Annotated in this window: 17 protein-coding genes; 8 read left to right on the forward strand and 9 right to left on the reverse strand. The window is 66.9% G+C overall.

Translation table 11 applies throughout. The features are described 5' to 3' along the window. Positions 1–579: right-handed parallel beta-helix repeat-containing protein (locus tag U9983_RS17185; protein WP_322755010.1), on the reverse strand; the 579-nt coding region annotated here is incomplete at its 3' end. Between the two features lie 73 nt (positions 580–652). Then, positions 653–7,573 carry an RHS repeat-associated core domain-containing protein gene (locus tag U9983_RS17190; protein ID WP_322755011.1) on the reverse strand — a complete coding sequence of 2,307 codons (6,921 nt, stop codon included), beginning with the start codon at positions 7,571–7,573 and terminating at the stop codon, positions 653–655. A gap of 344 nt (positions 7,574–7,917) precedes the next feature. Between U9983_RS17190 and U9983_RS17195 the strand changes: the two genes are divergently transcribed. Further along, positions 7,918–8,199, forward strand: a complete 282-nt coding sequence (locus U9983_RS17195; RefSeq protein ID WP_322755012.1) for a hypothetical protein — start codon at positions 7,918–7,920, stop codon at positions 8,197–8,199. Between the two features lie 109 nt (positions 8,200–8,308). Here the strand turns inward: U9983_RS17195 and U9983_RS17200 are convergent, their stop codons facing one another. Continuing rightward, a complete protein-coding gene (locus tag U9983_RS17200; protein WP_322755013.1) occupies positions 8,309–8,635 on the reverse strand; it encodes a hypothetical protein in 327 nt (108 codons plus the stop codon). Positions 8,636–9,025: 390 nt separating this feature from the next. Beyond that, on the reverse strand, positions 9,026–10,222 hold the full coding sequence (locus U9983_RS17205) for a right-handed parallel beta-helix repeat-containing protein (protein WP_322755014.1): 1,197 nt from the start codon (positions 10,220–10,222) through the stop codon (positions 9,026–9,028). 487 nt (positions 10,223–10,709) lie between these two features. Here U9983_RS17205 and U9983_RS17210 point away from each other — a divergent pair, with 487 nt between their 5' ends. Both U9983_RS17210 and U9983_RS17215 read left to right on the forward strand, forming a co-directional pair. Then, positions 10,710–11,978 (forward strand): aspartate kinase, encoded by a 1,269-nt coding sequence (locus U9983_RS17210; RefSeq protein ID WP_322748712.1) that lies wholly within the window; start codon positions 10,710–10,712, stop codon positions 11,976–11,978. Continuing rightward, a complete protein-coding gene (locus tag U9983_RS17215) occupies positions 11,975–13,108 on the forward strand; it encodes an aspartate-semialdehyde dehydrogenase (RefSeq protein ID WP_322755015.1) in 1,134 nt (377 codons plus the stop codon). The genes U9983_RS17210 and U9983_RS17215 overlap by 4 nt, the downstream gene beginning before the upstream one ends. 314 nt (positions 13,109–13,422) lie before the next feature. On the opposite strand, the gene U9983_RS17220 is transcribed toward U9983_RS17215, so the two are convergent. Continuing rightward, positions 13,423–13,626, reverse strand: a complete 204-nt coding sequence (locus tag U9983_RS17220) for a cold-shock protein (protein WP_013872098.1) — start codon at positions 13,624–13,626, stop codon at positions 13,423–13,425. A 750-nt stretch (positions 13,627–14,376) separates the two neighbouring features. On the opposite strand from U9983_RS17220, the gene U9983_RS17225 reads away from it, so the two are divergent. Next, on the forward strand, positions 14,377–15,384 hold the full coding sequence (locus U9983_RS17225; protein WP_322755016.1) for an aldo/keto reductase: 1,008 nt from the start codon (positions 14,377–14,379) through the stop codon (positions 15,382–15,384). Between the two features lie 33 nt (positions 15,385–15,417). On the opposite strand, the gene U9983_RS17230 is transcribed toward U9983_RS17225, so the two are convergent. Further along, positions 15,418–16,131 (reverse strand): response regulator transcription factor, encoded by a 714-nt coding sequence (locus tag U9983_RS17230; RefSeq protein ID WP_322755017.1) that lies wholly within the window; start codon positions 16,129–16,131, stop codon positions 15,418–15,420. A 172-nt stretch (positions 16,132–16,303) separates the two neighbouring features. Here U9983_RS17230 and U9983_RS17235 point away from each other — a divergent pair, with 172 nt between their 5' ends. The 3 genes from U9983_RS17235 to U9983_RS17245 all read left to right on the forward strand — a co-directional run bounded on the left by U9983_RS17235 (position 16,304) and on the right by U9983_RS17245 (position 19,281). Then, positions 16,304–16,897 (forward strand): hypothetical protein, encoded by a 594-nt coding sequence (locus U9983_RS17235; RefSeq protein ID WP_322755018.1) that lies wholly within the window; start codon positions 16,304–16,306, stop codon positions 16,895–16,897. Between the two features lie 241 nt (positions 16,898–17,138). After that, a complete protein-coding gene (locus tag U9983_RS17240) occupies positions 17,139–17,822 on the forward strand; it encodes a response regulator transcription factor (RefSeq protein WP_416210392.1) in 684 nt (227 codons plus the stop codon). Then, complete coding sequence (locus tag U9983_RS17245) at positions 17,797–19,281, forward strand: HAMP domain-containing sensor histidine kinase (RefSeq protein WP_322755020.1); 1,485 nt, start codon at positions 17,797–17,799, stop codon at positions 19,279–19,281. Before U9983_RS17240 ends, U9983_RS17245 begins: the two co-directional genes overlap by 26 nt. 24 nt (positions 19,282–19,305) lie before the next feature. On the opposite strand, the gene U9983_RS17250 is transcribed toward U9983_RS17245, so the two are convergent. After that, positions 19,306–19,827: a hypothetical protein gene (locus tag U9983_RS17250; RefSeq protein WP_322755021.1), complete on the reverse strand. Its 522-nt coding sequence runs from the start codon at positions 19,825–19,827 to the stop codon at positions 19,306–19,308. 328 nt (positions 19,828–20,155) lie between these two features. On the opposite strand from U9983_RS17250, the gene U9983_RS17255 reads away from it, so the two are divergent. Further along, on the forward strand, positions 20,156–21,046 hold the full coding sequence (locus U9983_RS17255; RefSeq protein WP_322755022.1) for a helix-turn-helix transcriptional regulator: 891 nt from the start codon (positions 20,156–20,158) through the stop codon (positions 21,044–21,046). Positions 21,047–21,084: 38 nt separating this feature from the next. Here U9983_RS17255 and U9983_RS17260 read toward each other — a convergent pair whose 3' ends face one another. Together U9983_RS17260 and U9983_RS17265 are read right to left on the reverse strand one after the other, a co-directional pair. Further along, a complete protein-coding gene (locus tag U9983_RS17260) occupies positions 21,085–22,797 on the reverse strand; it encodes a CYTH and CHAD domain-containing protein (RefSeq protein ID WP_322755023.1) in 1,713 nt (570 codons plus the stop codon). A 158-nt stretch (positions 22,798–22,955) separates the two neighbouring features. Beyond that, positions 22,956–23,807 (reverse strand): CPBP family intramembrane glutamic endopeptidase, encoded by an 852-nt coding sequence (locus U9983_RS17265; protein ID WP_322755024.1) that lies wholly within the window; start codon positions 23,805–23,807, stop codon positions 22,956–22,958. Positions 23,808–23,822: the final 15 nt, after the last annotated feature.

A 23,822-nucleotide genomic window follows, 5' to 3' on the forward strand; every position in this document is an offset into this window, starting at 1 on the left:
GCCGGCATCCTGGGAGTTGGTGATGCAGTTGCCTCGGACCGTCGGATTCCCCCCCGACCCCACGGCGACGTTGGACAGGGTGTTGCCAGTGATTTCATTATCCTCAAACAGCCCCGCACCATGGTCGCAAACGTAGATGCCATTGCCGGCCATATGGTGGATACGGCAGTGCTGGACGCGAGGGTCAGCATCCCCGCGGACCACCACACCGGTGCCGCTCCCGCTGATACCGCACCCATCCAGGACGAGGCAACCCGCACGGACGTCAACCACCGCCCGGTCCCGCGGCTGCCCGGTCGCCCGCAGCGTCAACCCCCGCACCGACCCGTTCGACGCGGTGAACATCACCACGGTGCCCTCACTCGCCACAATAATGATCTCCTCGGCCGGCCCGTCCCCCACCACTTCCACCAGCTTGTCGAGCAGGATCGGCCCCTCGTACAAACCGGGACGCACCAGAATCCGATCACCAGACTGCGCGGCGTGGACAGCCTCGGTTACCGTCGAGAAATCCCCTTGATGCAACGCGTCGACCACATGTACGCGTGTCGGACGACCAGCCACCGGATCGACGGACATCCCGGTACACCCCGAGCCTGTCACCAGCGAACCCGCGTCGAGCGCATCCAGCACTCCGATCGCTGTAGTCCCATTACCTTCCAGCAATTCGTCCGAGAAATTTCGTGTAAGACTCTTTGAATCCGGTCATTGAATGTTCGGAGTTCTTAATTATTGTCATACCCCTTTCGGTATCATACCAACCAGTGCCGCCGCCATCAAGCGGCCGACCCCCCGGTCCATTAGCGAAGGAATCGAAATAGTCAGCCAACTGATCGTCAGACATTCCAAAATCATGATTTCTCGGCAAGCCATTCGCAATTTCTCTTTCCAGTTCTTCTCTCGTATGGAGAACTCCCTGATAGGCCGCGTCAGAACAGCCATCCATGCCGCCCGAGCTGCCGGAGCTATGGGGACCGCTGGAACCGCTGGAACCGCCACTGGAGTTGCTGCTGGAACCGCCGTCGCCGCTTGCTACCGCAGCGGACACGCCACCGATGAAGCCGCCCACCATCGCGCCACCCGCGACGACACCCCCGGTCTCGGCCGCGATCGTGACCCCACCACCGAGCACGAGCGCACCCGAAGCAAGCGCCACACCACCGGCCTCAACCAGACCACACGGCTCAAGAACAATGCACGCCGCGGTGCCCACGACCGCCGCACCGATACCAATACCGGTACCGACCTTGCACCAGAACCCGCACAGCCCGCTCGGATCCGCGTCGTTGAGCGGATTCCCCCCGACATACCCATACGGACTGTGCGTGAGATCCAGAGCGGGATCGACCGTCAGGAACTGCGCCGTGGCCGGATCGTAATAACGGGCCCGCAGATACAGCAGCCCACTTTCAGCGTCGGTGTACTGCCCGGTGAAGCCCAACACCGAACCCACCGCACCCGTATGAGCGCTCACCGCACCCCACGGGGTATAGCCGTAGCCGCCGACCACCGCCCCAGTGGAATCCGTCAACGCCCGGACGGAACCAATTTGATCACAGAAGAACCACTGCGTGGCACTCCCACCGATCTGCTCGATCGGCACACCACCCGGCCCATAGACATAAGCGGTGACACCGTCGTACAGGAGCTCACCACCCACGCCCCAGGTGAACGGAGTCGTAGCGCCGTTGACGGTCTTGGAGGCACGCAGGCCGGATCCGTCATAGGTGTAACTCGCCGTGGTTCCGCTCTTCGTGAACCCGGTGAGCCTGCTCGCCTGGTCGTAGGCGTAGGTGGTGACCGCGCTCCCGGCGGTGCTCTTGGTCCGGTCGCCTTCGGTGTCGTAGGTGTAGGTGGTGGCGCCGCTGGGTGTGCTGGCGCAGGCCGGGTTCGCGGGCGGGGTGGCCGTGGTGGTCCAGCACAGCCTGCTTGTCACATCGAAGGTCTGCGTCGTAGCGCCGACCGTGGTCGGGTTGTCCGCGGCGTCATAGGCGTAGGAGGTAGTGGTACCGCCGACGGTCGTCGACTTGAGCTGCTCCAACGCCGTGTAAGCAAAAGTTTGCGCGCTACCCGGAACACCGGTCGGTGTCTCCCCGCTGACCTGGCCGGCGGCGTCCCGGGGGCTGGTCAGGGAGGCAAGCGTGGTGCTGCCGGCCTTCAACGTGGAGCCGGTGAGCTGGTCGGCCTTGTCGAAACTCCCGGTGACACTGGTGTTGTTGGGGTAGGTCGTCGTGAGCAGATCGCTGTCGCGGTCGTACCCGAACGACGTGCTCTTGGCATTCCAGTCCTGAACGGTGACCAGCCGGTCGTCCTTGTCGAACGTTCGGGTGACGCTCCGGCCACTACCACCGGGGTAGGCGATCGAGGTGACGTTGCCGACAGCGTCGTAGCTGTAACCTACCGTGGCTCCGGCGCCGTTGGTGTAGGAGGTGATCTCACCGAAGGAGTCGTAGGACCAGTGGCTGGTCCCGGTGCCGTCGGTCGTGGACGTACGCCGCCCGAGGCCGTCGTACGTCGTCGCCGTCACGTTCGGGGTAGCGCCGTCCGAATAGCCCACCGTGGTCTGGTGACCGGCGGCGTCGTACCCGTAGGTGGTCACCCGGCCGGCCGCGTCAGCGAGTGTCAGCAGCCTGCCGGCCGTGTCGTACTTCCAGGTGATCGTGTGGGACCCGGGATCGGTCCGGGTGGTCCGCCGGCCCTGGTTGTCGTAGCCATAAGTGGTCTTGTGGGCAGCCCCGTCGACGATGTCCGCGACGGTGTTGTCGGCGTTGTAGTCGGTCTTGAGAGTCGTGGCGTCCGGCCGGGTCGTCACGGTCTGCCGGTCGGCGAGGTCGTAGGTGTAGGTCGTCGTCCGGTTGTTGGCGTCTGTGGCCGAGGTCCTGTTGCCGTCGGCGTCATAGGTCGCGGAGCTGACGTCACCGAGCGGGTCGGTGGTTTTGATCGGGTTGTTCCAGGCGTTGTAACTGTAGGTGGTGCAGCCCGTGGCCGGCGGGGTGCAGCCGGGGACGATGCCAGCGGACACGCCGATCGGCGAGACAACCGAGGTGCGCAGGCCGCGGGCGGTGTCGTAGCCATATTTGGTGGTGTTGCCTTCGGGGTCCTTCGTGCTGGCGAGGTCACCGAAGCTGTCGTAGGTGTTCGTCGTCGTGTTCCCGCGCGCGTTCACCGTGCGGGAGACGTCATCGGGATGCGCGGCGTCGTCGTAGTAGAAGCTCGCGGAGCGGACCACGGTCGAGGGCGGATTACCGTTGGAAACTTCAGCGGCCTGGTCGACCTGTTGCAGCGTGATGCTGGTCGGCAGCTTGTACGCGGACGTGCCGTCGTTGGTGCCGGTGCTGGTGGCGATGTGCCCGGCCTCGTCGTAGCCGTAGCTGGTCTGCGTCCCGGTCGGGTCGATCGTCGCGACGAGGTTGTCCCGGTCGTCATAGGTGCGGGAGGTGGTGAACCCGCGCGGATCACTGGCGGAGATCTGATTGCCGTGATCGTCGTAGCTGAAGGTCTGGAAGTTCCCGTTCGGGTCGGTGATCGAGGTGACCCCGAGGCTGACCGGGTCGTAGGTGTAGCTCCAGGTCCCGGCATCGGCCGTCCCAGCGCCACGGGTCTCCGAGGTCAGCAGGCCGCCGGTGTAGGTGTACACGGTCTTGTGACCAGCCGGGTCGGTGACCTGGGTCTGCCCGGCTACCAGGTTCGCCGCCGTGTTCGGGCCGTAGGTGAACGTGGTGGTGTGGCCGAGCTGGTCGGTCTGGGCCGTGACCCGCTCTGCGCTGTCATAGGTCATGCCGACGACCGGGGTCGGGGTGGCGGTACTGCCGTACGCGACCGGTTCACGCATGGAATTCAGCAGATGCGCGGCGGTGTAGGTGTACTGGCTCCGGTCGTTGTTCCCCACCGACGGACTGCGGGTGGTGCCGACCCCGAAGACGTCGGTGAGGTTGCCAGCCGCGTCATAGCCGTAGGTGACCTGGCGCCCAGCCGTGTCGGACAGGCCGGTGATGTGGTTGCCGGTCCAGGTGAGCGTATAAGTGCGCGCAGCCGGGTCGGTGATGCTACTCAGATGCCCGGAGCTGTCGTAGGTCAGCGCCGTGGCATATGCCGGGCTGGCCTTGCTGCCCGCCAGATCCGTCTCCGAGACCAGCCGGCCCGTGGCCACGTCGAAGCTGAAGATCTGGCTACTCCGCCGGGTGAACACATAGGACGAACCATTCTTGACCAGAGTCGCGTCATACCTGGGCGCTGACGGAGTGTAGACGCCGGAGGAGTTGACGAACGTGACCTGAGAGCCGTCCTCCTGCTTGACCGTGACGTTGCCGGTCGCACTGTCGGTGACGGTCGACAGGTTGTAGGAGAAGGTCCACCCATAACCGAACGGGCCGTTCAGCACCGCCGACCCGTTCGGGCCGGCCGGGTCGGCCAGCGCGGAGGCATAGGTTCGGGTGAAGTCCAGCGGCATGCCCCGCCCAGGAGTGGCCAGGTCGGTGAAGGTCTGACCGAAATAGCCGGTGCTGGTGTCGACGGGATCACCGGCGGTGCGTCGGGCGCAGCCGCACTGTACCCAGGCCGGGTTACTGCCCTTGGGCGCGTCGATCACCTGCGGTGGGCCGCCGATGGGCGTACCGGGAGTACCGCCCATCTGGACGAAGGCGATCGCGTCGTACGCGACGTCGTAGTTGCTGTAGCTGGTGTCGCCGTAGGCGGTGTCCGTGCTGGTGTTGCTCAGCTGGACATACCCGCCGTTCTGCATGGCGAAGGTCCCGATCGTGACCCACTGTTCGGATCCCCAGTGCTGGTTGACCCGGATCTTCCACGGGTTCGCCCCGCCACCGGGGTAGATCTTGTAGACCACGTCGGTAGCGGAGGCTCCCGTCGCCGGAATGTGGATCTTAATCTTGTAGTACTGCAACCGTGGGAGGGTCGGCGTCCAGGTACCGGTGTTGACCAGGCTCGAATCAGAACCGTTCTCGGTGTGTGTGAACAGGATGTGACCACCGAAACCGGCGCCGAGCTGATGGGTGTCGATCGCACCGATCGGGTCACCGGCCGCGTTGGCGCCGTAGGTATAGCTGAACGTGCCACCCTGGGACCAGTTCGACGACCCGCAGCCGACAAGGTTCAGCGGTGGCTGGCTCTGCGACTCGTCCACGATGATCGGCGGGCCGCTGGATGTGGTGGGCACCTTGGCGGTGTCCAGGGAACAGGTCGGCGGATGCGGGTCGGCCCCGGCCGCCGGTTCGGTCGAGCCGGCAGCGGCCGAATAGTCACTGGTGGCACAGGTTGTCGCACAGTTCGCCACCCAGGTGGCCGGCAGGTGCCACCAGCACTCCCGGTCGGTCAACGTGCAGAAGCTCGCGGTCGGGTCGGTGGCGTTGGTGTAGTTCGGGTCGCACTTGTTGTCGGTCGTGCAGAAAGTGTTGACCCCGGGGATCTGCAGCCAGGTGCTGCCGCCGTGGTAGGTCGGGGTGGCATAGGCGGCGTGGCCGAACCAGAGGATCGGGCTGCCCATCCACCCCATTACCCGTTCCTGGTAGGGCCACTGCGAGGGATGCGCGGCGTCGGCGTAGGTGTCACGCAGGAAGGGAACCCGGTTGGGCGGGTAGTCGGGGTTCTTCGGGTTGTTGGTCCACCCCAGCCCCCAGGTGCCGTCCGGACCGACGCAGGTCGGGCTCGGTGTGCATCCGGTGGTGTTGCCGTACTTCGCCGTCGGCTGGATACCGGTGTTGTAGGCCCACGCGGCGAAGTACCAGTTCTCCAGGTAACGGGGATTCCCGCCGTTGGCGGTGATACCGGCGTCGTAGAGCTGGTTCCAGGTCTTCTCAAGGACCTGCAGGCCGGCGGCTATGTTCTCCTCGTAGTCAATGGCAATCTTGGTTTTACCGTTGGCGGAGTATGTGGTGTCCGCGGCCGTCATCCCGGTGGTCACCTGGCCGACGCCGTACCCGCAGTCCGCGGCCGAGTAGTTGATCGTGGTGATCCCGCCGCCCGAACCGTAGTAGTCGGCGATGAGCGGGTTTCCGGCAATGCCCGGCAGCGCATGCCAGGATGCCTGGCTCCAGTTGCTCTCCTGGGCCAGGATCGCCTCGTAGACCGACCGGGGAACCGAGTCCCAGGTGTCGCCGGTCGGGTGGTGCAGGGCGATCTTCGGGAAGTCGCTGTTCGCCGCGTAGGCGGCCAGCCCGAGGTTGGCGTAGCCGGCGGGCCGCTGCACCGACGACCCGGTCAGCAGACCCTGTTCGGCGAGCTGTGTCGCCCAGTCGATCTGGTTCGCGAACGGCTGGAGCACCTGGCGGTTCTCAGCCAGGCGCGGGACGGCGCACGTCGGGCTGCCGGCCGCGATCGGGATCACGCTCACGATGGGCTGAATGGACGGGCCGCTGCGCGTGGCGTATCCGCTCGGCGCCGCCGTTGCCGGCGCGGGTACCGCCGTCCAGGTACGGGCACCAGGCGCAGCCGCCGGACGGGTGAGGACCGATCTGGTCCGGGTGTCGAGAATCAACGGAGCAGACTGATCACCTGCGGTTCCGACTCCCAGCAGGGCATGGCCGTCGAGAGAGGCCGCGGTCGCACCGTGCGGCAGTCCACCGGCGGGTACGCCGACCAGGCCGGCCCCGCCGGGTGGCGCTGTGGTCGCCCCGGCCAGGACGGGATGCCCGCCCCTCCCCTGGAACAGGTGCACCTCCGTAGCGGGACCGGACCCGAGCGTGGTCACCTGCCCCGACCGCTCCACCGCGACCGTCGCGGTCGGCGCGCGATCACGCAGGCTGAGGAAGGCAACACCACCGTCCGCGGTCGGACGCAGGTCATACGCGGCCCCGTCGACGGCAGCGAGTGACACCGGCGTCCCGCCGGCAGGAACCCGCACCAGGGCGCTACCCAGGACGCCGACCGGCCCCTGCGGCGTGGGCACCACCGAAGTGACCTGTCCCGCCACCGTGCTGCGCCCCGCAACCGAACCCTTGGCCAGATCGACAGTCAGGATCGTCGTCGTCCGCTGGTCGACGTCACCGTTGAAGGTGAACACCGCGTCGTCGCCGGTACCGCAACCCGGCGAGTGGTACTTCAGCCCGACACCGCTGGCCACCGGCCGCACCGTGCCGCTGAGCAGATCCACCGCATACCCGGTGGCGCCGTGGTCCCGGGCCGGGGCGTTGTTGGCTGCCGAAGCGGGCAGAACGGCGACCGCCGCGTATCGGCCGTCACCGGAGACACACTGGTAACCGATCCACGACGAGTCGTCGCGACCACCGGGTCGCAACACGGCGAGGTCCCGCCACGACCAGCCAGCCGATTCGGTGGCGACCGCAAGGTGGTAACCGGCGCCGTCGCCCCAGCCGTTCACCGTGACATCACCCGACGCGTCCGGGACCGGCTGGGATGCCGTTGCCGGGGTGGTCGCGATGGCCTCGGCCCGCGTGGGATGCCGGCCGCCGACCGTGCCGGACGCCGGCACCATCGGGCTTGCCAGTAGCACCACAGCCAACCCGGCGATCCCGACCGCCTGCGGCGTCGATCCCCGCTCTCGGGTGCACCCGAAGCGAAACCTGCGCCGCCACATCCCGAACACACGCCCCACCGACACGCTGACTCACCCTCCGCGACCACGCGCAAAACCGATCAGGCCGGCCACATCCCACGACCAGCGCACCCAGGCAGGCCGCTGGCACTCTTGATCGGATGCCGATTCATCCGGTATTGGGATAGAAAGCAGACACTGTCAGCAAGAAGCTGCGCACGCAGCAGCTCGGCCGAAGAATTGTTGGTCCGCAGATGCAGCGACCATATGGTCACCCTAAGAGGATCATTACTAAAGGTGATCGGTGGGGCAGCCACCAGGAGCCTCACCACTAAAACACCAGGTCGCGACGGCCTCTCGTCCGTAACCGGCCTGACACCATGAGCGGACAGGCATGCCAGCAGGACGGTATGCGCGTCGATGAGACCGGCAACTCAATCTCTATTAAGAGACAACAAATAACTTCATTTTTTGATCAGAAATTTACCAAAGACTACTTGCTACAAGCAGATCAAATCAATATTGGTCAAATCATCGAACCCCAAGCGGAAAGTCACCCACTCGATCGCCGCAGGTGGAGTGAAGATCCAATTTTATACCGCTCAGACCACCCGGTCTTGACAGCAATGATTCGGGGAAGCAGCATCGGTGGCGGCAGCTGGAATGACAAGGCAGACGAGTTCCAGCTCTAGTCGTTGAATCGTTGAATCGTTGAATCGTTGAATGATGCAGGGGACACCGGAAAACGGTGCCCCCTGCATCATTGTCCAGCTGTGCCGACTTCAGAATCCCCGACAGAACCTACAGGGTGTCGGTCACATTTCTGGCGCTGCCCGCAGCCAACCACAACTGATAGCTGATGACCGCCGGGATGGAAACGCCGAGCTTTCCAGGCTTCGAGGTAAGAACCTGCTCGTAGCCGAGCAGCGTGCCGGTCGTCCGGTCCGCGACAAGCAGATAGCGTGTTGGTAGACCGCCGAAGTCCGAATCAAAGCTCACCGCAACCACCGAGCGTCCCTCGCGATCAATAACGGATCCGCGGTCCACCAGGCCATGGGCGTCCGCCAGGATCGTCCAGAACGCCGAGACCAGCCCAGCCGGAAGCGGCCGCTGAAGAGAGAAGTCCACAAACCCCTGCATATACGCTACGGCGACCGGGGCTCCGGACCGTGCCTTCAACTGTCGCTTCAGGTTCGTCAGGTTCGAGAAATCCGGGAGGGGTTCGGCGCTTCGTCCGCCCGGTGGGAATCGGATGTCCGAGATCTGGCGGCTACCCGTTTGCGCCGCTTCGTATGCCGTACCCGCGGAGGATGCACCGACCGGCTCGGCGCCCCCGGCAAAGACGCGCTCCCGACCAGATCCGTCCGCTGCGAGCCAGCTCTCACGCAGCCTCGGCAGAACGACGGAAGCGCTCTGCCCCTGCTGGACGGCTGTTGAAGGACTCAGACGCGCCTGTGAGACGGCGAGAGCCCGGACCCGGGTCCGCAATGACGGACCCGGGCTGAAGCTTCCCGCCGGTTACTTCACGCAGGGCACGTTGAACAGGCCGTCGGCCGCCGCGATGACGATGTTGGTGCATGAGACGATGTTCGCGGTGTTGCTCGGCTTGTCGATGCTGACGCCGAAGCCGGGACCGTCGACGTCGAGCTTGTTCCCGGTGATGATGTTCCCCGTGCCCCAGCCGTCGATGATGACGTGGGTCTGGATGCCGTCCTTCGGGCTGTCCACCCCGGTGTTGCCCTCGATGAGCCAGTCGTTGCCCTTCACATCGACCCACGAGTCCGCGGAGTTGGCGCCCGTGATGGCCGAACCGTTGAAGGTGTTGTTCCCCAGGACACCACCGGTCGTGGCCTCCTTGATGTCAACCGCCTCCGCGGTCACCCCACTGATCGTGTTTCCAATAATCTTGTTACGGTCGGAGTTGTCCGGCTTCCCGCCGCTGAACTTCTCCCAGTTCGACTTGGCCGTGCCGATGTAGATGCCCTCTCCGAAGCCCGGTTCCTTGCGCCCGGTACCACTGACGACGCATCCCACGACGAAATTGTCGGTGGAGAAGTTCCGCAGATGGATGGCCTCGTCACCGACGTTGCGCACCAGCAGCCCGGAGATGACCGCCCCGTTGGTCTGGTCGGTCATCACGCCCTTCTGGCCGCTCTGGATCGTGAAGCCCTCCAGCCGCCAGTAGTCGGCGTTGTCGAGGTGGAAGGAATAGCCGCTGTCGATCGAACCACCGTCGATCACCGCGTTGCGCGAGCCACGCACCGTGATCGGAGCCTTCGCCGTCGCCGGCCTGTCGGCGACGAAGTGTCCGCTGTACTGGCCGTCCGCGAGCGCGATGAGGTCCCCAGGCTGGGCTGCCGCGAGCGCGGCGGTCAGCTGCTGGGCCGTTGACACTCTGACCGTCCGCAATGGCGCCGGCGCCGAGGGTATAACCGGCATGCCGGCACCACCGGCCGGGAGAGCCGGCAGGGTCTGCGTGACTGCCGGGGCCTGGGCGCCGCGCGTGGCGGTCGGCGACGGGACAGCCGTCACGGCCGGCGGCGTGGTTGCGGCGCCCGCGGGAGTCCGAGGCAGCTGACTTCCCGTCGGGGACGCCGTACCGTGGGCGGGTTGCGTCAGGCCCGAATCAGCTGGCTTACAGGCGACAAGCCCACCGGTGAGGAGAGCGGCGGAGAGCACCACGCTCGCACTCCACCGCGCGCCATACTTGATCATCACTGGCTCTTCAAGCCCTTCGTAGGTCCCAATCTTGGTGTCCCCCCCAAGTAGGACGAACGGAGCATAGCGGTACCTCGGCCTGCACACTCACGGGGCCTGCACGAGACGGCGAACATCGACCACCATCCGCGACGATGGCAGTGTACACAATACCCAGGAATGCCCGGTTATCAGCTGATGAACTCACGAAATACATGTTTCATCCGCTATGGCTCGACCGTGATCGGTACCACACCGGCGGATGATGCACATCCCGCACATCCGTGTGCCCTCCCTAATATCGCGATCGCGGATTTTCAGCCAGAGCGCGAGCGGCTCTTTTCGTGGTCGTCGAAATATGATATTCAGGATCGTTCTGACAGCGCCCATTCCCCCCGGCTGACAAGCCCGCCCTCGGCTCCGGCAGGACGGCTCGTAGCCTGGCAGAAAGCGGTGTAGCCGCAGCCCTTCTCGCAGCCCCGCAGTGCCCAGTAACCTGGAGCGCATGGCGGTCGTGGTGGCGAAGTTCGGCGGTTCCTCCGTCTCGGATGCCGACCGGATCAAACGGGTCGCCGCGCGGATCGTGGCTCAACGCCGTTGCGGCGACGACGTGGTAGTCGTGGTGAGCGCGATGGGTGACACCACCGACGACCTGCTCGCACTCGCCGAACAGGTCACGCCTGTTCCGCCGGCCCGCGAGCTTGACATGCTGCTCACCGCCGGTGAACGCATCTCAATGGCGCTGCTGGCCATGGCGATCTCGAACCTGGGCGCCGAGGCACGCTCGTTCACGGGCTCCCAGGCCGGCGTGATCACGACTTCGGCGCACGGCAAGGCCCGCATCATCGATGTCACGCCGGGGCGCATCCGCGACGCTCTGGACTCGGGAGCGATTGCGATCGTCGCCGGTTTCCAGGGCGTCAGCCAGGATACGAAGGACGTGACAACGCTCGGTCGGGGCGGCTCGGATACAACCGCTGTGGCCCTCGCAGCCGCACTGCAGGCCGACTTCTGCGAGATCTACACCGATGTGGACGGCGTTTTCACCGCCGACCCGCGGATCGTGCCGGACGCCCGCCGCATCGAGCGCATTTCCTACGAGGAAATGATGGAGATGGCGGCCTGCGGAGCCAAGGTGCTGATGCTTCGCTGTGTCGAGTACGCACGCCGCTACACCGTCCCCGTACACGTCCGGTCCTCGTTCTCCTCGAAGCCGGGTACGTGGGTCACCGAGATTCCGGAGGCAGAGCTCGTGGAACAGGCCATCATTCGTGGGGTCGCTCACGACCAGAGCGAGGCGAAGGTGACCGTGGCCGGCTGCCCGGACAAGCCCGGCGTGGCCGCCGCCGTCTTCCGGGCCGTCGCCGACGCGGACGTCAACCTCGACATGATCGTGCAGGTCGGGTCGGTGGCCGGCACCGGGCGGACCGACATCTCCTTCACCCTTCCGAAGACCGACGGCCGCACCGCGCTGACCGCGCTGGAGAAGGTCCGTGGTGAGATCGGCTTCGAACGGACCCTGTATGACGATCACATCGGCAAGGTCTCGCTGATCGGTGCCGGGATGAAGTCGCACCCGGGGGTGTCGGCCCGCTTCTTCGGCGCACTCGCGGACGCCGGGGTCAATGTGGAGATCATTTCGACCTCTGAGATTCGGATTTCGGTGGTCATCCGCGACACCGACCTGCAGGTCGCTGTCCGAGCCGTCCACAGCGCGTTCGAACTCGCCGATCCTGACAGTCAGGCAATCGTGTACGCGGGGACCGGTCGATGACCGCGCCAGCGGCCGGCAGCCGTCCCACGCTGGCCGTGGTCGGCGCAACCGGTGCGGTCGGCACCGTGATGCTCTCGCTGCTGGGCGAACGCCCGGATATCTGGGGCGAAATCCGACTGATCGCCTCCGCGCGGTCCGCCGGGCGCAGACTGCGACTGCGCGGCGGCGACGTCGAAGTGCTGGCGCTGACCCCCGAGGTCTTCGACGGTGTCGACATCGCCATGTTCGACGTCCCGGACGAGGTCTCCAGACAGTGGGCACCGGTCGCGGCGTCCCGCGGGGCGATCGCGGTTGACAATTCGGGCGCCTTCCGGATGGAGGCGGACGTCCCGCTGGTCGTCCCCGAGGTGAACGCGCAGGCGGCGGCGGACCGGCCGCGCGGGATCATCGCCAACCCGAACTGCACGACGCTGTCGATGATCGTCGCGGTTGGCGCGCTGCACCGCGTGTTCGGGCTGGAATCGCTGGTCGCGACGTCCTACCAGGCGGCGAGCGGAGCAGGCCAGGCTGGTATCGACACCCTCTACGCCCAGCTCGCCACCGTGGTTGGCGCCATGCCGACCCCCGGCAGGTCCACCGACAGCAGGTCCACCGACGCAGCTGGCGACACCTGGCTGGGACCCGGCCAGAGCGCCGGGGACGTCCGCAAAGCCATCGGGGAGCACGGGCTCGGCCCGTTCCCGGCGCCACTGGCCCTGAACGTCGTGCCGTGGGCCGGTTCCCACCAGGACGGCGGCTGGTCGTCTGAGGAAATGAAGATCCGGAACGAGTCCCGGAAGATCCTGGGGCTTCCCGGGCTCAAGGTGTCCGCAACCTGTGTACGGGTACCCGTCGTGACGACCCACGCGGTGGCGGTGCACGCGTGGTTCGCGCGCCCGGTGGCCGCGGATGACGTACGGGCCGTCCTGCGTGCGGCGCCGGGGGTGGCCGTCCTGGACGACCCGGCGGCGGGAGACTTCCCCACACCGGCAGACGTCGTCGGTACCGATCCGACCTGGGTCGGGCGCATCAGGCAATCGCCCGACGACCCGTGTGAGCTCGCCATGTTCGTGTGCGGCGACAACCTCCGCAAAGGCGCGGCGTTGAACACCCTCCAGATCGCCGAACTGCTGGTATCCCACGGCCGGTAGTCCGCCGTCAGTATGGCTGGCTGAAGTGATTCAGTGGACGTTTCATCCGACGGATGTGCGCAACAGTAAAATTCGGTGAACAGTCTTCGTTCGGCGAGTTAAAGATCAAAATTGGCGCATCCGACATGCTGGACACACATGTTCAGCCAGGCGAAAGCGCACGATCAACCGGAAGAAAAACGACAGGGGAGCAAAGCGCGACACGCCATGACTGCGCACGAATCGCCCCGCCATCGACAAATGACAAGAGCCCGCCCCTCAGTTGGAGATGGCGGACCCTCGCCCTACGACTGTGGAGTTACGTCTCTCGTGGCTCAGACGACCCGAACGGCGTCAGCCTGTGGACCCTTCTGTCCCTGGGTCACTTGGAACTCGACCCGCTGCCCCTCTTCCAGGCTCTTGTACCCGTCCATGTCAATCGCGCTGTAGTGGACGAAGACATCCGAACCGCCGCCGTCCACGGAGATGAAGCCGAAGCCCTTCTCCGAGTTGAACCACTTAACCGTGCCCTGAGCCACGTGCCGTTCTCCCTGCTGGTGCAGTCAGGACCCACACCGCGCGGGCCCCGGACCGTCTGAAGTGGGATTTTGGCGCTCCCACGACAGTGTTCGCCATCGGCGTCCCTTGTGGACGCCAACCGCCGAACTTGGCCATGGAAGACGCTACACGGCTACAGGCCATCACGGGAGGTCTCCGGGGAAGGAAGTCCACTACATACCTCACGTGCCAGATGGCGGCGTAACGCCCGCGGTAACCCACGGCAACCGCAGGCGGCAGACCTCCACGGCTACCGTCGACCGCTTCGGGCGGGCTGGACGCCGTCACGGTAGGCGCGCCGACAGCACTGTTGATAGCGAGGCCTTCAGGCACGCCCGGCGGCGCGCCGCTCGCTGAGGGCGTCCCCGAGGGCAGCTTGCCTACTGCCTGGAAGGCGACCCATACCACCAGTTTGATTACTCAACGTGATGTACGCGAGGCGCGTTTCACCCCCACGGACCCGCGCGACCACATAGTGACCTGGGTCGTCCGGTACCCGGCGGACGATGTGTCCGGACCCGCTCGCGGCGCGGCGGCATTAATGATCGACGCCCTGCCGTTAGGCAATGTCAACAGGACAAGCATGACATCGCTGGCATTCCCGGCCGCCGGGACTTCCGGGCCGGTGGATGCTTTCATGCTGGAGAAGCCGGCACGGTCCCGGTCGCTCTTAGCCGGGAGTGTTCGTTACCATCCGGTTCCGGAATCTCGCATGGGGGTGCGCACTGACCATGACCCTTCCTACAGCGCTCTTGGGCGCAACCGGTTTGAACATCACCCGGGTCGGCTTCGGCGCCTGGGCGATCGGCGGTGCGGAGCACGCATTCGGATGGGGCGCCCAGGACGACGATGAATCGGTGGCCGCCATCAGGCATGCCGTAGAACACGGCGTGAACTGGATCGACACAGCGGCGGTGTACGGGCGCGGGCACTCCGAGCAGATCGTGGCACGAGCGCTCACGGATTTCAGCGACGGCGACCGGCCGTACGTGTTCACCAAGTGCGGCGTGGTCTGGGACCCGGACACAGCGCCCCTGCCCACGAGGGTGGGAGCGCCCGAGTCAATCCGCCGCGAGGTTGACGGGTCTCTGCGACGATTGACGGTCGATCGAATCGATCTTTACCAGCTGCACTGGCCACCGAATGACGGCACACCGATCGAGGATTCCGTCGCGACCCTGCACGAACTGCGCGCGGAAGGAAAGATCCGGTTGGTAGGCGTGTCGAACGTCAACGTCGAACTGCTCGAACGTGCCGCGTATGCAGGTGGGGTCGATGTGCTCCAGCCGCCGTTCTCGGCGATCAGGCGGACCGTTGCCACAGACGTCCTGCCCTACTGCGCAAAGCACAACATCGGGGTTATTGTCTACAGTCCGATGCAGTCGGGACTACTCACCGGGGCATGGACCGCGCAGCGTTCGGCGGACCTTCCGGCCGACGACTGGCGGCGCGGGTCGGCGGACTTCACCGGCGAAGCGCTTCACAGCAATCTCGCTCTCGCCGACATCCTGCGGACGGTGGCGAAGCGACACGACACGACAGTCGCAGCGGTCGCCGTCGCCTGGACCCTGGCGTTCGACGGCGTGAGCGCGGCGATCGTCGGCGCACGCAGGCCGGCCCAGGTGGACGGATGGATTGCTGGCGCCGGCCTTGCGCTGACCGCGGACGACCTCGATGACATCGAGCTGGGCATTGATCGCCTCGGGGTCGGCGCCGGGCCGTCCCGGCCGACGGGCTGACGGGCTGACGGGCCGACGGGCTGACGGCGACGGTCAGGGCTCCCGCAGGACATAGCCGAAACCGCGCTGGGTGTGGATCAACGGCGGCCCGTGCGGCGCGAGTTTGCGCCGCAGATAGCTCACGTACTGGTCGACGATGGTGTGGCCGCCGTCGAAGTCGTAGTTCCAGACCGCGTCAAGGATCTGGGCACGGGAGAGCACCCGGCGCGGGTTCGCCAGCAGATATCGCAGCAGCTTGAACTCGGTGGGCGACAGCTCGAGCGGATGACCGTCACGGGTCACCTCGTGGGTGTCCTCGTTCAGGACGAGATCGGCGAAGGCGAGCACCTGCGCGGTCAGTGGTAACTGGTCACGTCGCGCCCGCCGGAGCACTGCGCGCACCCGGGCCACCAGTTCGTCGATGGAAAAGGGCTTGGTCACGTAGTCGTCGCCGCCATAGGTCAGACCGGCGACCTTGTCGGCCTGACGATCACGCGCGGTCAGAAAGATCACCGGAGTTTCGATGCCCGCGTCACGCAGCCGGCGGCAGACCTCGAAGCCGTCGGTGTCGGGCAGCAACACGTCAAGCACCACGAGATCCGGTGCGGTCTCGGTGACAGCGGCAATCGCATCCCGGCCGGAAGCGGCGGTGACCACGTCGAAGCCGTGGAAACGCAAGGACATGCGCACAAGATCGACGATGTTCGCCTCATCATCCACAACCAGGACCCGCATCGGCTGCGGATCACGGTTCCCGTTGTCACTCATGTGCCCCCCATCCCGCCTGCGTGTCGCGCAGGCCGTAATCACACCGAACGGACATGTGAGTTCCATTCGAGCCAAACCATCTGTTCGCACATCCAACTCTCACAAACACCGGGCAGGCTCCGGAGATGCAAGGAGCCCCAGCCGTCCCCGCCCGAAGAGGTGTCGAACAACGATGAACCGTCATCACGCCAGTCGCTCCCGGATGGCCGCCGTGCTCCTCGCCGGCGTCGCGGTTCTTCCGCTGGCAGCGTGCCAGGCCGGTGCCCATACCGTCCGCACGACCGCGGCCGCGGCAACCACGCAGGCGTCCACCTCCTCGTCATCGCAGGTGACGACCACAGCCACGTCCGTAACCGCACCCGTGACCGCACCCGTGACCGCCCCGCCGGCCACTGTGCCCGCCGGGCGCGGAACCGGCGGCCCGGGATCCCTGACAGTATCGATCACATCACCAGTCGCGGTTGCCGGCCATGTTGACACAACCGTCACCTGCGAGGCCGGCCGACGCTATGCCGAAACCGCCAATGGCGTCATTCGCGGATACACCGTCGCCGAGACCGTGCGGGTCGCCGCCTACCACGGCCCCGGGTCCTACCCGGCCCTGGTCACCGTTTCGGTCAGCTCATCCGCCGAAGGCGCGTACGCGGTGGACGCCATCGCAACCACCGCCGCGATCACGTCCACGGGCGGTTCGCTGTCATTCAGCGGACAGACCTCAGCGGGCCGCACCCTGGCCGGCTCGATCAGCTGGTCCTGCTCCGCATAGGGGGGCCAAAGGCGATGCGATCGTGGTTCTGTCGCATCGCCGGAGGCCGAAGTTTTCGAATAACCACAGGGCCAAAGGCGATGCGATCGTGGTTCTGGCCCCTCGCCGGCGGGCCGCCGTCGCCGTCGCTGCCAGTGCTGTCGGTCTTGCCGTCCGGGGCGCCGTCCCCGGCGGCAGTACCACGCCACTCGCCGCGGGGGCAGTGCGCGCATCGACGCTCACCACCGTCACACTGACGACTGTGGGAGACGACTCGTCCGGTCTCGTCCTGGTCGTCGAGGACGAGCGCCATATCGCCGACCTCATCCGGCTGTATCTGGCCCGTGACGGGTTCGGTGCGCATGTCTGCGCCGACGGCGCGGACGGACTGGCCGCGGCCAGGCTGCTGGCGCCGGTAGCGATCATTCTCGACATCCGCCTGCCCGGGATGAACGGCCTGGACATCATCCGGACGTTACGGCGCGAGGAGAACTGGATCCCCGTACTCATCGTGACGGCACGCGACGACGAAGCGGACCGGATCCTGGGTCTGGAACTGGGCGCGGACGACTACGTCACCAAGCCCTTCTCCCCGCGCGAACTCGTCACCCGACTGCGAACGGTGCTACGCCGCACGGCCGGCGCACCCGACATCTCCCAGACCCTGCGGGCCGGCACCGTCGTGATGGACCTCGGCCGCCGCCGCGTTCTGGCCGACGGCCGGGATGTCGTCCTCACGGCGACAGAGTTCGACCTGCTGTCCACTCTGCTGCGGCGGCCCGGTCTGGTCCACTCCCGTGAACGGCTGCTGTCACAGGTGTGGGGATATTCGGCGGCGGCGGGCACCCGGACCGTCGACGTCCACGTTGCCCAGGTCCGCGCCAAGCTCGGCGACGCAAGTCCGATCCGGACGGTGCGCGGTGTCGGTTACACCGCCGACGCCTGAGCCCCGCCCCAGGCTCCGGCTCCGCTCCAGGCCTCGGCTTCGGCTCCGCTCCAGGCCCCGCAGCGGACTTGCGCTGCGAGCGGCTCTGCTGGCCACCGCCGTAGCCACCCTCACGGTCGTCCTCACGGGAGTGATCTTCCTGAGGTTGATCGGCGGAGCCGCCGACGACCAGGCCCGGCGGGCGTTGGGACGACAGGCTGACCTCGTCGCGCAGTTCTACGATCGCCCGGCGAAGACCGTCGAGTTCAGGCCGGGCGTGGGCCGGATGCTTGTGGCCCAGCAGATCACCGTCATCCGCCTCGACGGCGACGGAGTCGTGACCTCAAGCTGGGGACCGCGTGGCGCCGGGCGGGCCGAGTTGTCGGGCGAGGTCCTGGCCAGACTGAGCGCCGGTGATCCGGTCGGACGGGCCGCCACGGTCACGGGACGCCGGGTGAACATCGCCGCCCGACCATTGACCGACGGGGGCGCGGTAGCCCTGGTGCAACCGGCATCCCAGGGTCGGGAACTCAGCGTACCCGTCTCGCGCCGGCTCGCGATCGCGCTCGTTGTCGCACTGTGCGCCGCGACCGCGATGGGCCTGCTGCTCGCCCGCCGGCTCGCGCGTCCCCTGCGGGCCATGGCCAGCGCGGCGCACGAACTGGCGGCTGGCCGCCGGGACGTCCGGGTCGAGGTTTACGGGCCTGCGGAGATAGCCGACGTGGGCGAGGCCCTCAACCACCTCATCGCCGCCCTGGCGATCAGCGAGGAACGGCAGCGTGAATTCCTGCTTTCCGTTTCGCACGAGCTGCGCACACCGTTGACCGCGATCCGCGGCTTTGCCGAGGCCCTGGTGGATGAGGTCACGCCGGCTGACTCGGTGGCGGCGACCGGCCGCGTGCTGCTCGCCGAGGCCCTGCGGCTCGACCGCCTCGTCCGCGACCTTCTCGATCTGGCCCGCCTGGGTGCCGATGACTTCCGCATCGATCTGGCCGCCGTCGACCTGAGCGCGGTCGTCAGCGCCGCCGCGCAGGTCTGGGAGCGGCGGTGCGCGGCCGAAGGGGTCGAGCTGCGGATGGAGATCCCGAGCGGGCCGCTCGATGCCGTAACCGACGCGGCCCGGTGCCGGCAGATCATCGACGGTCTGGCCGAGAACGCGCTACGGGTCGTACCAGCCGGCGCACCGATCGTTTTCGCCCTCCGCAAGGAAGGTGCGCACATTGTCATAGAGGTCCGCGACGGCGGGCCCGGCCTCACGCCCGAGGATCTCGCCGTCGCCTTTGACCGGTCCGTGCTCTACGAGCGCTACCGGGGTATCCGCCCGGTTTCCACCGGCCTCGGCCTGGCCCTGGTCGCCAGCCTCGCGGCACGACTCGGCGGCCACGCCGAGGCCGGTGTGGCCGCCGAGGGCGGAGCGGCGTTCGCCGTCCGGCTGCCGACGAGCATCCGCGCGCCCAGGGCCGACCGGCGACTCGGCTGACGGGCATATCAGCTGACGGGCATATCAGCTGACGGGCATAGTCACCCGGAGTGCTGTCCTGCTCTGGCCGTCGACGCGAGCGCCGACCCTGACCTTCGCTCCGACCTTCACCGCTGAAATCTCCGTTTTGTCCTTACCCTGGCGGACAACCGTGTTATCCGTAATCGAGTAGGAACCGATGTACCCGTCATCGCTGCGGACGGTCAGCGACGAGCTGGACACGGCCGTCACCGTCCCCTGCTGAACGGCGAACGTCTTGAAGCCGTTCGCCGTGCGCGCCACGAACTCCCCGTGCACGCCCTTTTCGGCGAGCCAGGCGCGGCCCATGCCCTTGGGCGACGCATCCGGGTGGGGGTCGGTGCTGGCCGCCGCGGTGGCGGCCGTGGCAATGCCGGCGGTGGTGGACCCGCCCGAATCGGCCAGCGCCGCGGTCGCGACCCCGCCGGCCACTACCACCACGGCGCCCGCCACCGCGGCCAGCTTCGTTGCCACTGACATCCTCATGCCGTCACCTCCGTCGAGCGCGGCCACCATGGTCCGCGACATCGACCACTCTTTCGGTGGCTCGTGTGCCTTCCGTCCGAAAGTCGTCAGAACTGTGTAAGGACGGCGTGCCACGGCGTCCCACGACGTCCCGACCGTGGCCTCGCAGGTCGGGCAGCCAGCCGCCCGGGGAGGGCAAGGTCGCACTGGGCGGGATCCCGGTCGGTGGCGACCCCGATAATGTCAACATCGACAGGTGTCCCCCAAAGGTCAGTTGCCCGGTCAACGGCATCTGCATCTTCGCCGGACAGGTGATCACCGCCCTGTCCGGACACCTCCACCCATGTCCCAGCTGCCGGTGTCCGGGCGATAACCCACAGGACGGTTGACCATGACAGACAGCGCGGCGAACAGCGCGGCGAACAGCAACGTCCAGCGGGATGCCCAGCAACGGGAGCTCGGCAAATTCCTGCAGGCCCACCGCGAGCGGACACCCGGCCTCCTGCGGGAGGAAGTGGCGCAGCTGTCTGGCCTGGGGCTCGCCTGGTACACCTGGCTCGAGCAGGGACGGGTACCGGTTTCCCCGCAGGTTGTCGAAGCCGTGGCACGCACGCTGCGGCTGGACGACGGGGCCCGACGACACGTCCTGGCGCTCGCGGGTCTGCACGTGCCACCGGTGGCGCGCCGACACCTCCATGATCGACTCCGTGGTACGGCACGGCTGCTCCAACCCGTCCTGGACAGTTGGGCGACGAGCCCCGCGCTGCTGCTGGACCACAGGTTTGACATCACCGGGTGGAACGACGCCTACGCCGCGCTGTGGACGGACCCTGCCCTCGTCGACGACCGGCGCCGAAACCTCATATATCTGATGATCACCAGCCGTTTGCTCAGCAGCACGCTGAATGACTGGGAGTCCGTGACAAAGGCCATGCTCGCGCAGTTTCGGAACCACGCCGATCGCAATCCCCGCGACGACCGGACCGACGAACGCACCCGGGAGATATTCGCACTGCTCGAGGCCGACAAACCTGAGCTGCGCCATTGGTGGGAAAGCCGGACGGCGCATGAGTTCACCAGCCGGACGGTCACGGTCAGCACCGCGACCGTCGGCGACATCCGCCTGGTGCTCTCGTCGTTGCGCCCGATGGATGACCCGGACTCAACCATCCTGCTGCAGACCCCGGTCAGCCAGCCTGACCGGGACCGGATCCGACAGCTGCTGGAGCTGCCGGCGCGCTGGGTCGGCAACGACCGGTCACGCGGCTTCTACGACCAATAACCGGTGACCAACAACCGGTGATCAATAACCGGGCGCTCTTAGTACAACCAGCGACGGTGACGGGGCCGGGATGCCTCCGGCCAGAAGTCGATGAAATCCCGCTCCGCGGTACGCGCCCGGCATTCCTCCAGACCCAGCAACAGCCCGAGGGTGAACGCGGTCGGCTCACCGGTATCGGCGGCCGCGGTGCCCCAGGCGCGAAGCAGCCCCTGGGCGACGATCGCATCCTGATGCGTGCCGAGCAGTTCCTGAATCTGCTCGGACAACCTGGCGAACGCCACCGCGTCCGAGCCGAAAACCGGCGCGGCCGTCTCGGCCGCGTACCGCAGACGCTTGGCCTGCTTGCGGGCACTGTGCAGCTGGAGGTCCCGCTCGTGGCCGGACGCAGTGGCCAGCGCGGCCTCGACCTTGCGGGTCAGCCGATGGTCCGCGCGTCCGATCAGCTTCGGGACGGCGGTGCGCGCGGGCTGCGTCGCCGGGCCACGCAGCGGTCCGGCGATCACCGCCCGCAGATCAGCAACGAGTGTCAGGTACCGCTCGCTGCGCAGCATCGCCACGGTCTCGGTGCGAGCCTCGGCCTGGCCTGCGAGCAGCTGGCTGTCGATCGCCTCGCCGACCGGGCCACGCACCAGCTCGGCGGGCAGGGCGGCCATCCGCCCGTCGAAGTACTCGACCATCACCTCGCAGTCGCGGGCCGCGGACAGCGCACCGGCCAGATCGCGCAGCTCACCGTCCAGGTGGCTGGCGGTCGCCGGGTCGAACATCGGCGCAAAGGTACGCAGCGTGCTGCGGAACCGACGGGTCGCCACCCGCATCTTGTGTACGGCATCGGGGGCATCCAGGCGAACCCGTGGATCGGCGGCGAGCAAGGCCTCCACCTGGGCCGCCAGGTAGGACCGGACAACCTCACCCGCTGGCGACCTCAACCTCGGCCTGGCCCGGGGCGCCGTCGCGTCGGAGTGCCGCTGGTTCGCCAGCGCCGGCCCGAGCACCCGCGCCAGCTTGGACGCGTCCGGGGCTTGGGACGCACCGGCCGCGGTCAGGGTCGCGCCGACCGTGTCCAGCAGGCTGTTCTCACCGGCACCGACACGTTCGACCTCGATCTCGCGCCACTGGCTGCGCCGCACGCGCACGGTGTTCCCGCCAAGGGTCTGGGCGCTGACGTGATCGTCGACGACCTCCGCGAGATCAGCGCCGGCGGCGTTGCGAAGGCGGATGGCGGTGCGGGTCGTGACCAGCCGCGCAACCGGTCGAAGCGGTGCGCCGCGCAGGTGGACACGCACCAGGTCGACCAGCTCGTCGGGCGGAGTGCGGTTCGCCCAACCATTGTCTGGACCAGCGGCGGCGGAAGCAGCGGCAGACACTTCCGGTACTGGATCAATCACGACCGGCGGCCGGTCGGCGCTGCCGACCGGCTCCTTGGCAGCCTCAGCGATATTCGCCCCTTTTGCGCCATCAGCCGTATGCACGATATTCGGGGCCGGCTCGAGCGGACGTTGGATCTCGTCCCGCTCACCGACTTTGATCGGCAACTTCAGGTGCCAACCGTCGTCGTACCCGCCGGTGCGCCGTCGAAATGTGATCTTGCTATTGGCCAGCCGAAAGTCGTCGGAGTCGTAATAGATCGCCTCCAGGGTGACCGTTTCCGGTTCGGTAACAGTGGCGACGCCTTGCAATTGGTCCAACGCGGGAAGCACAAAGACCGGCTCGACCACGAACTTGCGTTCGACTTCCCTCAGTTCACCGCCCATGCCGTCCCCTCTCATCACATCCGACCGGATCACCACCACCTGGCACGTGCTCCGCTCTGCCACCTTCCGACGCCTGCAACCCATCGGCAACCAAAAGACCATTATTGTTCAACGTATGTTAACCATCCCGTGGCCCTCATGCCTGCACTGAGCGCGGCTCACGGTGTAGGAAGCCAGGAGACCCGACCGGCCAACGTTGCATAGCCGACAAACGCGACAGAATCGATCAAGGAGTGAGCCACCACAAGCGGGCCGATCCGTCCCCAGCGCTGGTAGATCCGGCCGAACAGCAGACCCATGATCAAATTGGCGACGAAGCCCCCGAGCCCCTGGTAGAGGTGGTACGAACCGCGCAGGATCGCGCTCGTTGCCAGCGCGCTCCGGTCGTTGCAGCCAACCTGGCGCAGCCGGGTCAACAGGTAGCCGACCACGACGACCTCCTCAAGCACCGCGTTCTCCACCGCCGACAGCAGCAGGACAGGGATGCGCCACCACACGTCCGGCAGACTCGTGGGGACCACCGTCAGGTTCGCGCCGGAGTGCCAGGCAAGCAGGTACAGCCCGAGGCCGGCGCCACCTACCAGGGCGGCCAGGCCGGCACCGAAACAGATGTCACGGATGGGTTCGCGGCGATCGAACCCGATGGCGGACGGGCCACCACCGTCGCGCACAAGCAGGTACAACGCCAGCAGCGCGGGCACCAACGCGGTCGCGACACCGACCAGCTGCAGCGCAAGGTCGAGCCACGGACGTCCCGGCGCCGCCGACGAGTTCAGCTCGGCAACCTGGCTGCGCAGCGGTCCGGGCGCGGTCAGATCGCCGATATAGCGGACGGCGGCCCACAGCGCGGACGCTCCCAGCGAGACGCCGAAGACGAGCCACACCTCGGCGACGAGCAACCGCCGGGACAGCGGCCGGTCGACACCGTCCAAGCTGCCGGTGCCGGTGCCGGCATCTGACCGGTCGACGTCGACCGATGCGGTGCCCCGGTCATCCCCACGCACACTCATCTGGTGACCGTAACC

It is taken from the genome of Protofrankia sp. Cas3 (genome assembly GCF_963555955.1).
Taxonomy (GTDB): Bacteria; Actinomycetota; Actinomycetes; order Frankiales; family Frankiaceae; genus Protofrankia.

Coding starts and splice junctions, on each gene's coding strand:
- U9983_RS17265 (WP_322755024.1), bottom strand. CDS start 23,807: ATGAGTGTGCGTGGGGATGACCGGGGCACCGCATCGGTCGACGTCGAC.
- U9983_RS17255 (WP_322755022.1), top strand. CDS start 20,156: ATGACAGACAGCGCGGCGAACAGCGCGGCGAACAGCAACGTCCAGCGG.
- U9983_RS17195 (WP_322755012.1), top strand. CDS start 7,918: ATGCGCGTCGATGAGACCGGCAACTCAATCTCTATTAAGAGACAACAA.
- U9983_RS17235 (WP_322755018.1), top strand. CDS start 16,304: ATGAACCGTCATCACGCCAGTCGCTCCCGGATGGCCGCCGTGCTCCTC.
- U9983_RS17210 (WP_322748712.1), top strand. CDS start 10,710: ATGGCGGTCGTGGTGGCGAAGTTCGGCGGTTCCTCCGTCTCGGATGCC.
- U9983_RS17225 (WP_322755016.1), top strand. CDS start 14,377: ATGACCCTTCCTACAGCGCTCTTGGGCGCAACCGGTTTGAACATCACC.
- U9983_RS17205 (WP_322755014.1), bottom strand. CDS start 10,222: ATGATCAAGTATGGCGCGCGGTGGAGTGCGAGCGTGGTGCTCTCCGCC.
- U9983_RS17260 (WP_322755023.1), bottom strand. CDS start 22,797: ATGGGCGGTGAACTGAGGGAAGTCGAACGCAAGTTCGTGGTCGAGCCG.
- U9983_RS17230 (WP_322755017.1), bottom strand. CDS start 16,131: ATGAGTGACAACGGGAACCGTGATCCGCAGCCGATGCGGGTCCTGGTT.
- U9983_RS17250 (WP_322755021.1), bottom strand. CDS start 19,827: ATGTCGCGGACCATGGTGGCCGCGCTCGACGGAGGTGACGGCATGAGG.
- U9983_RS17215 (WP_322755015.1), top strand. CDS start 11,975: ATGACCGCGCCAGCGGCCGGCAGCCGTCCCACGCTGGCCGTGGTCGGC.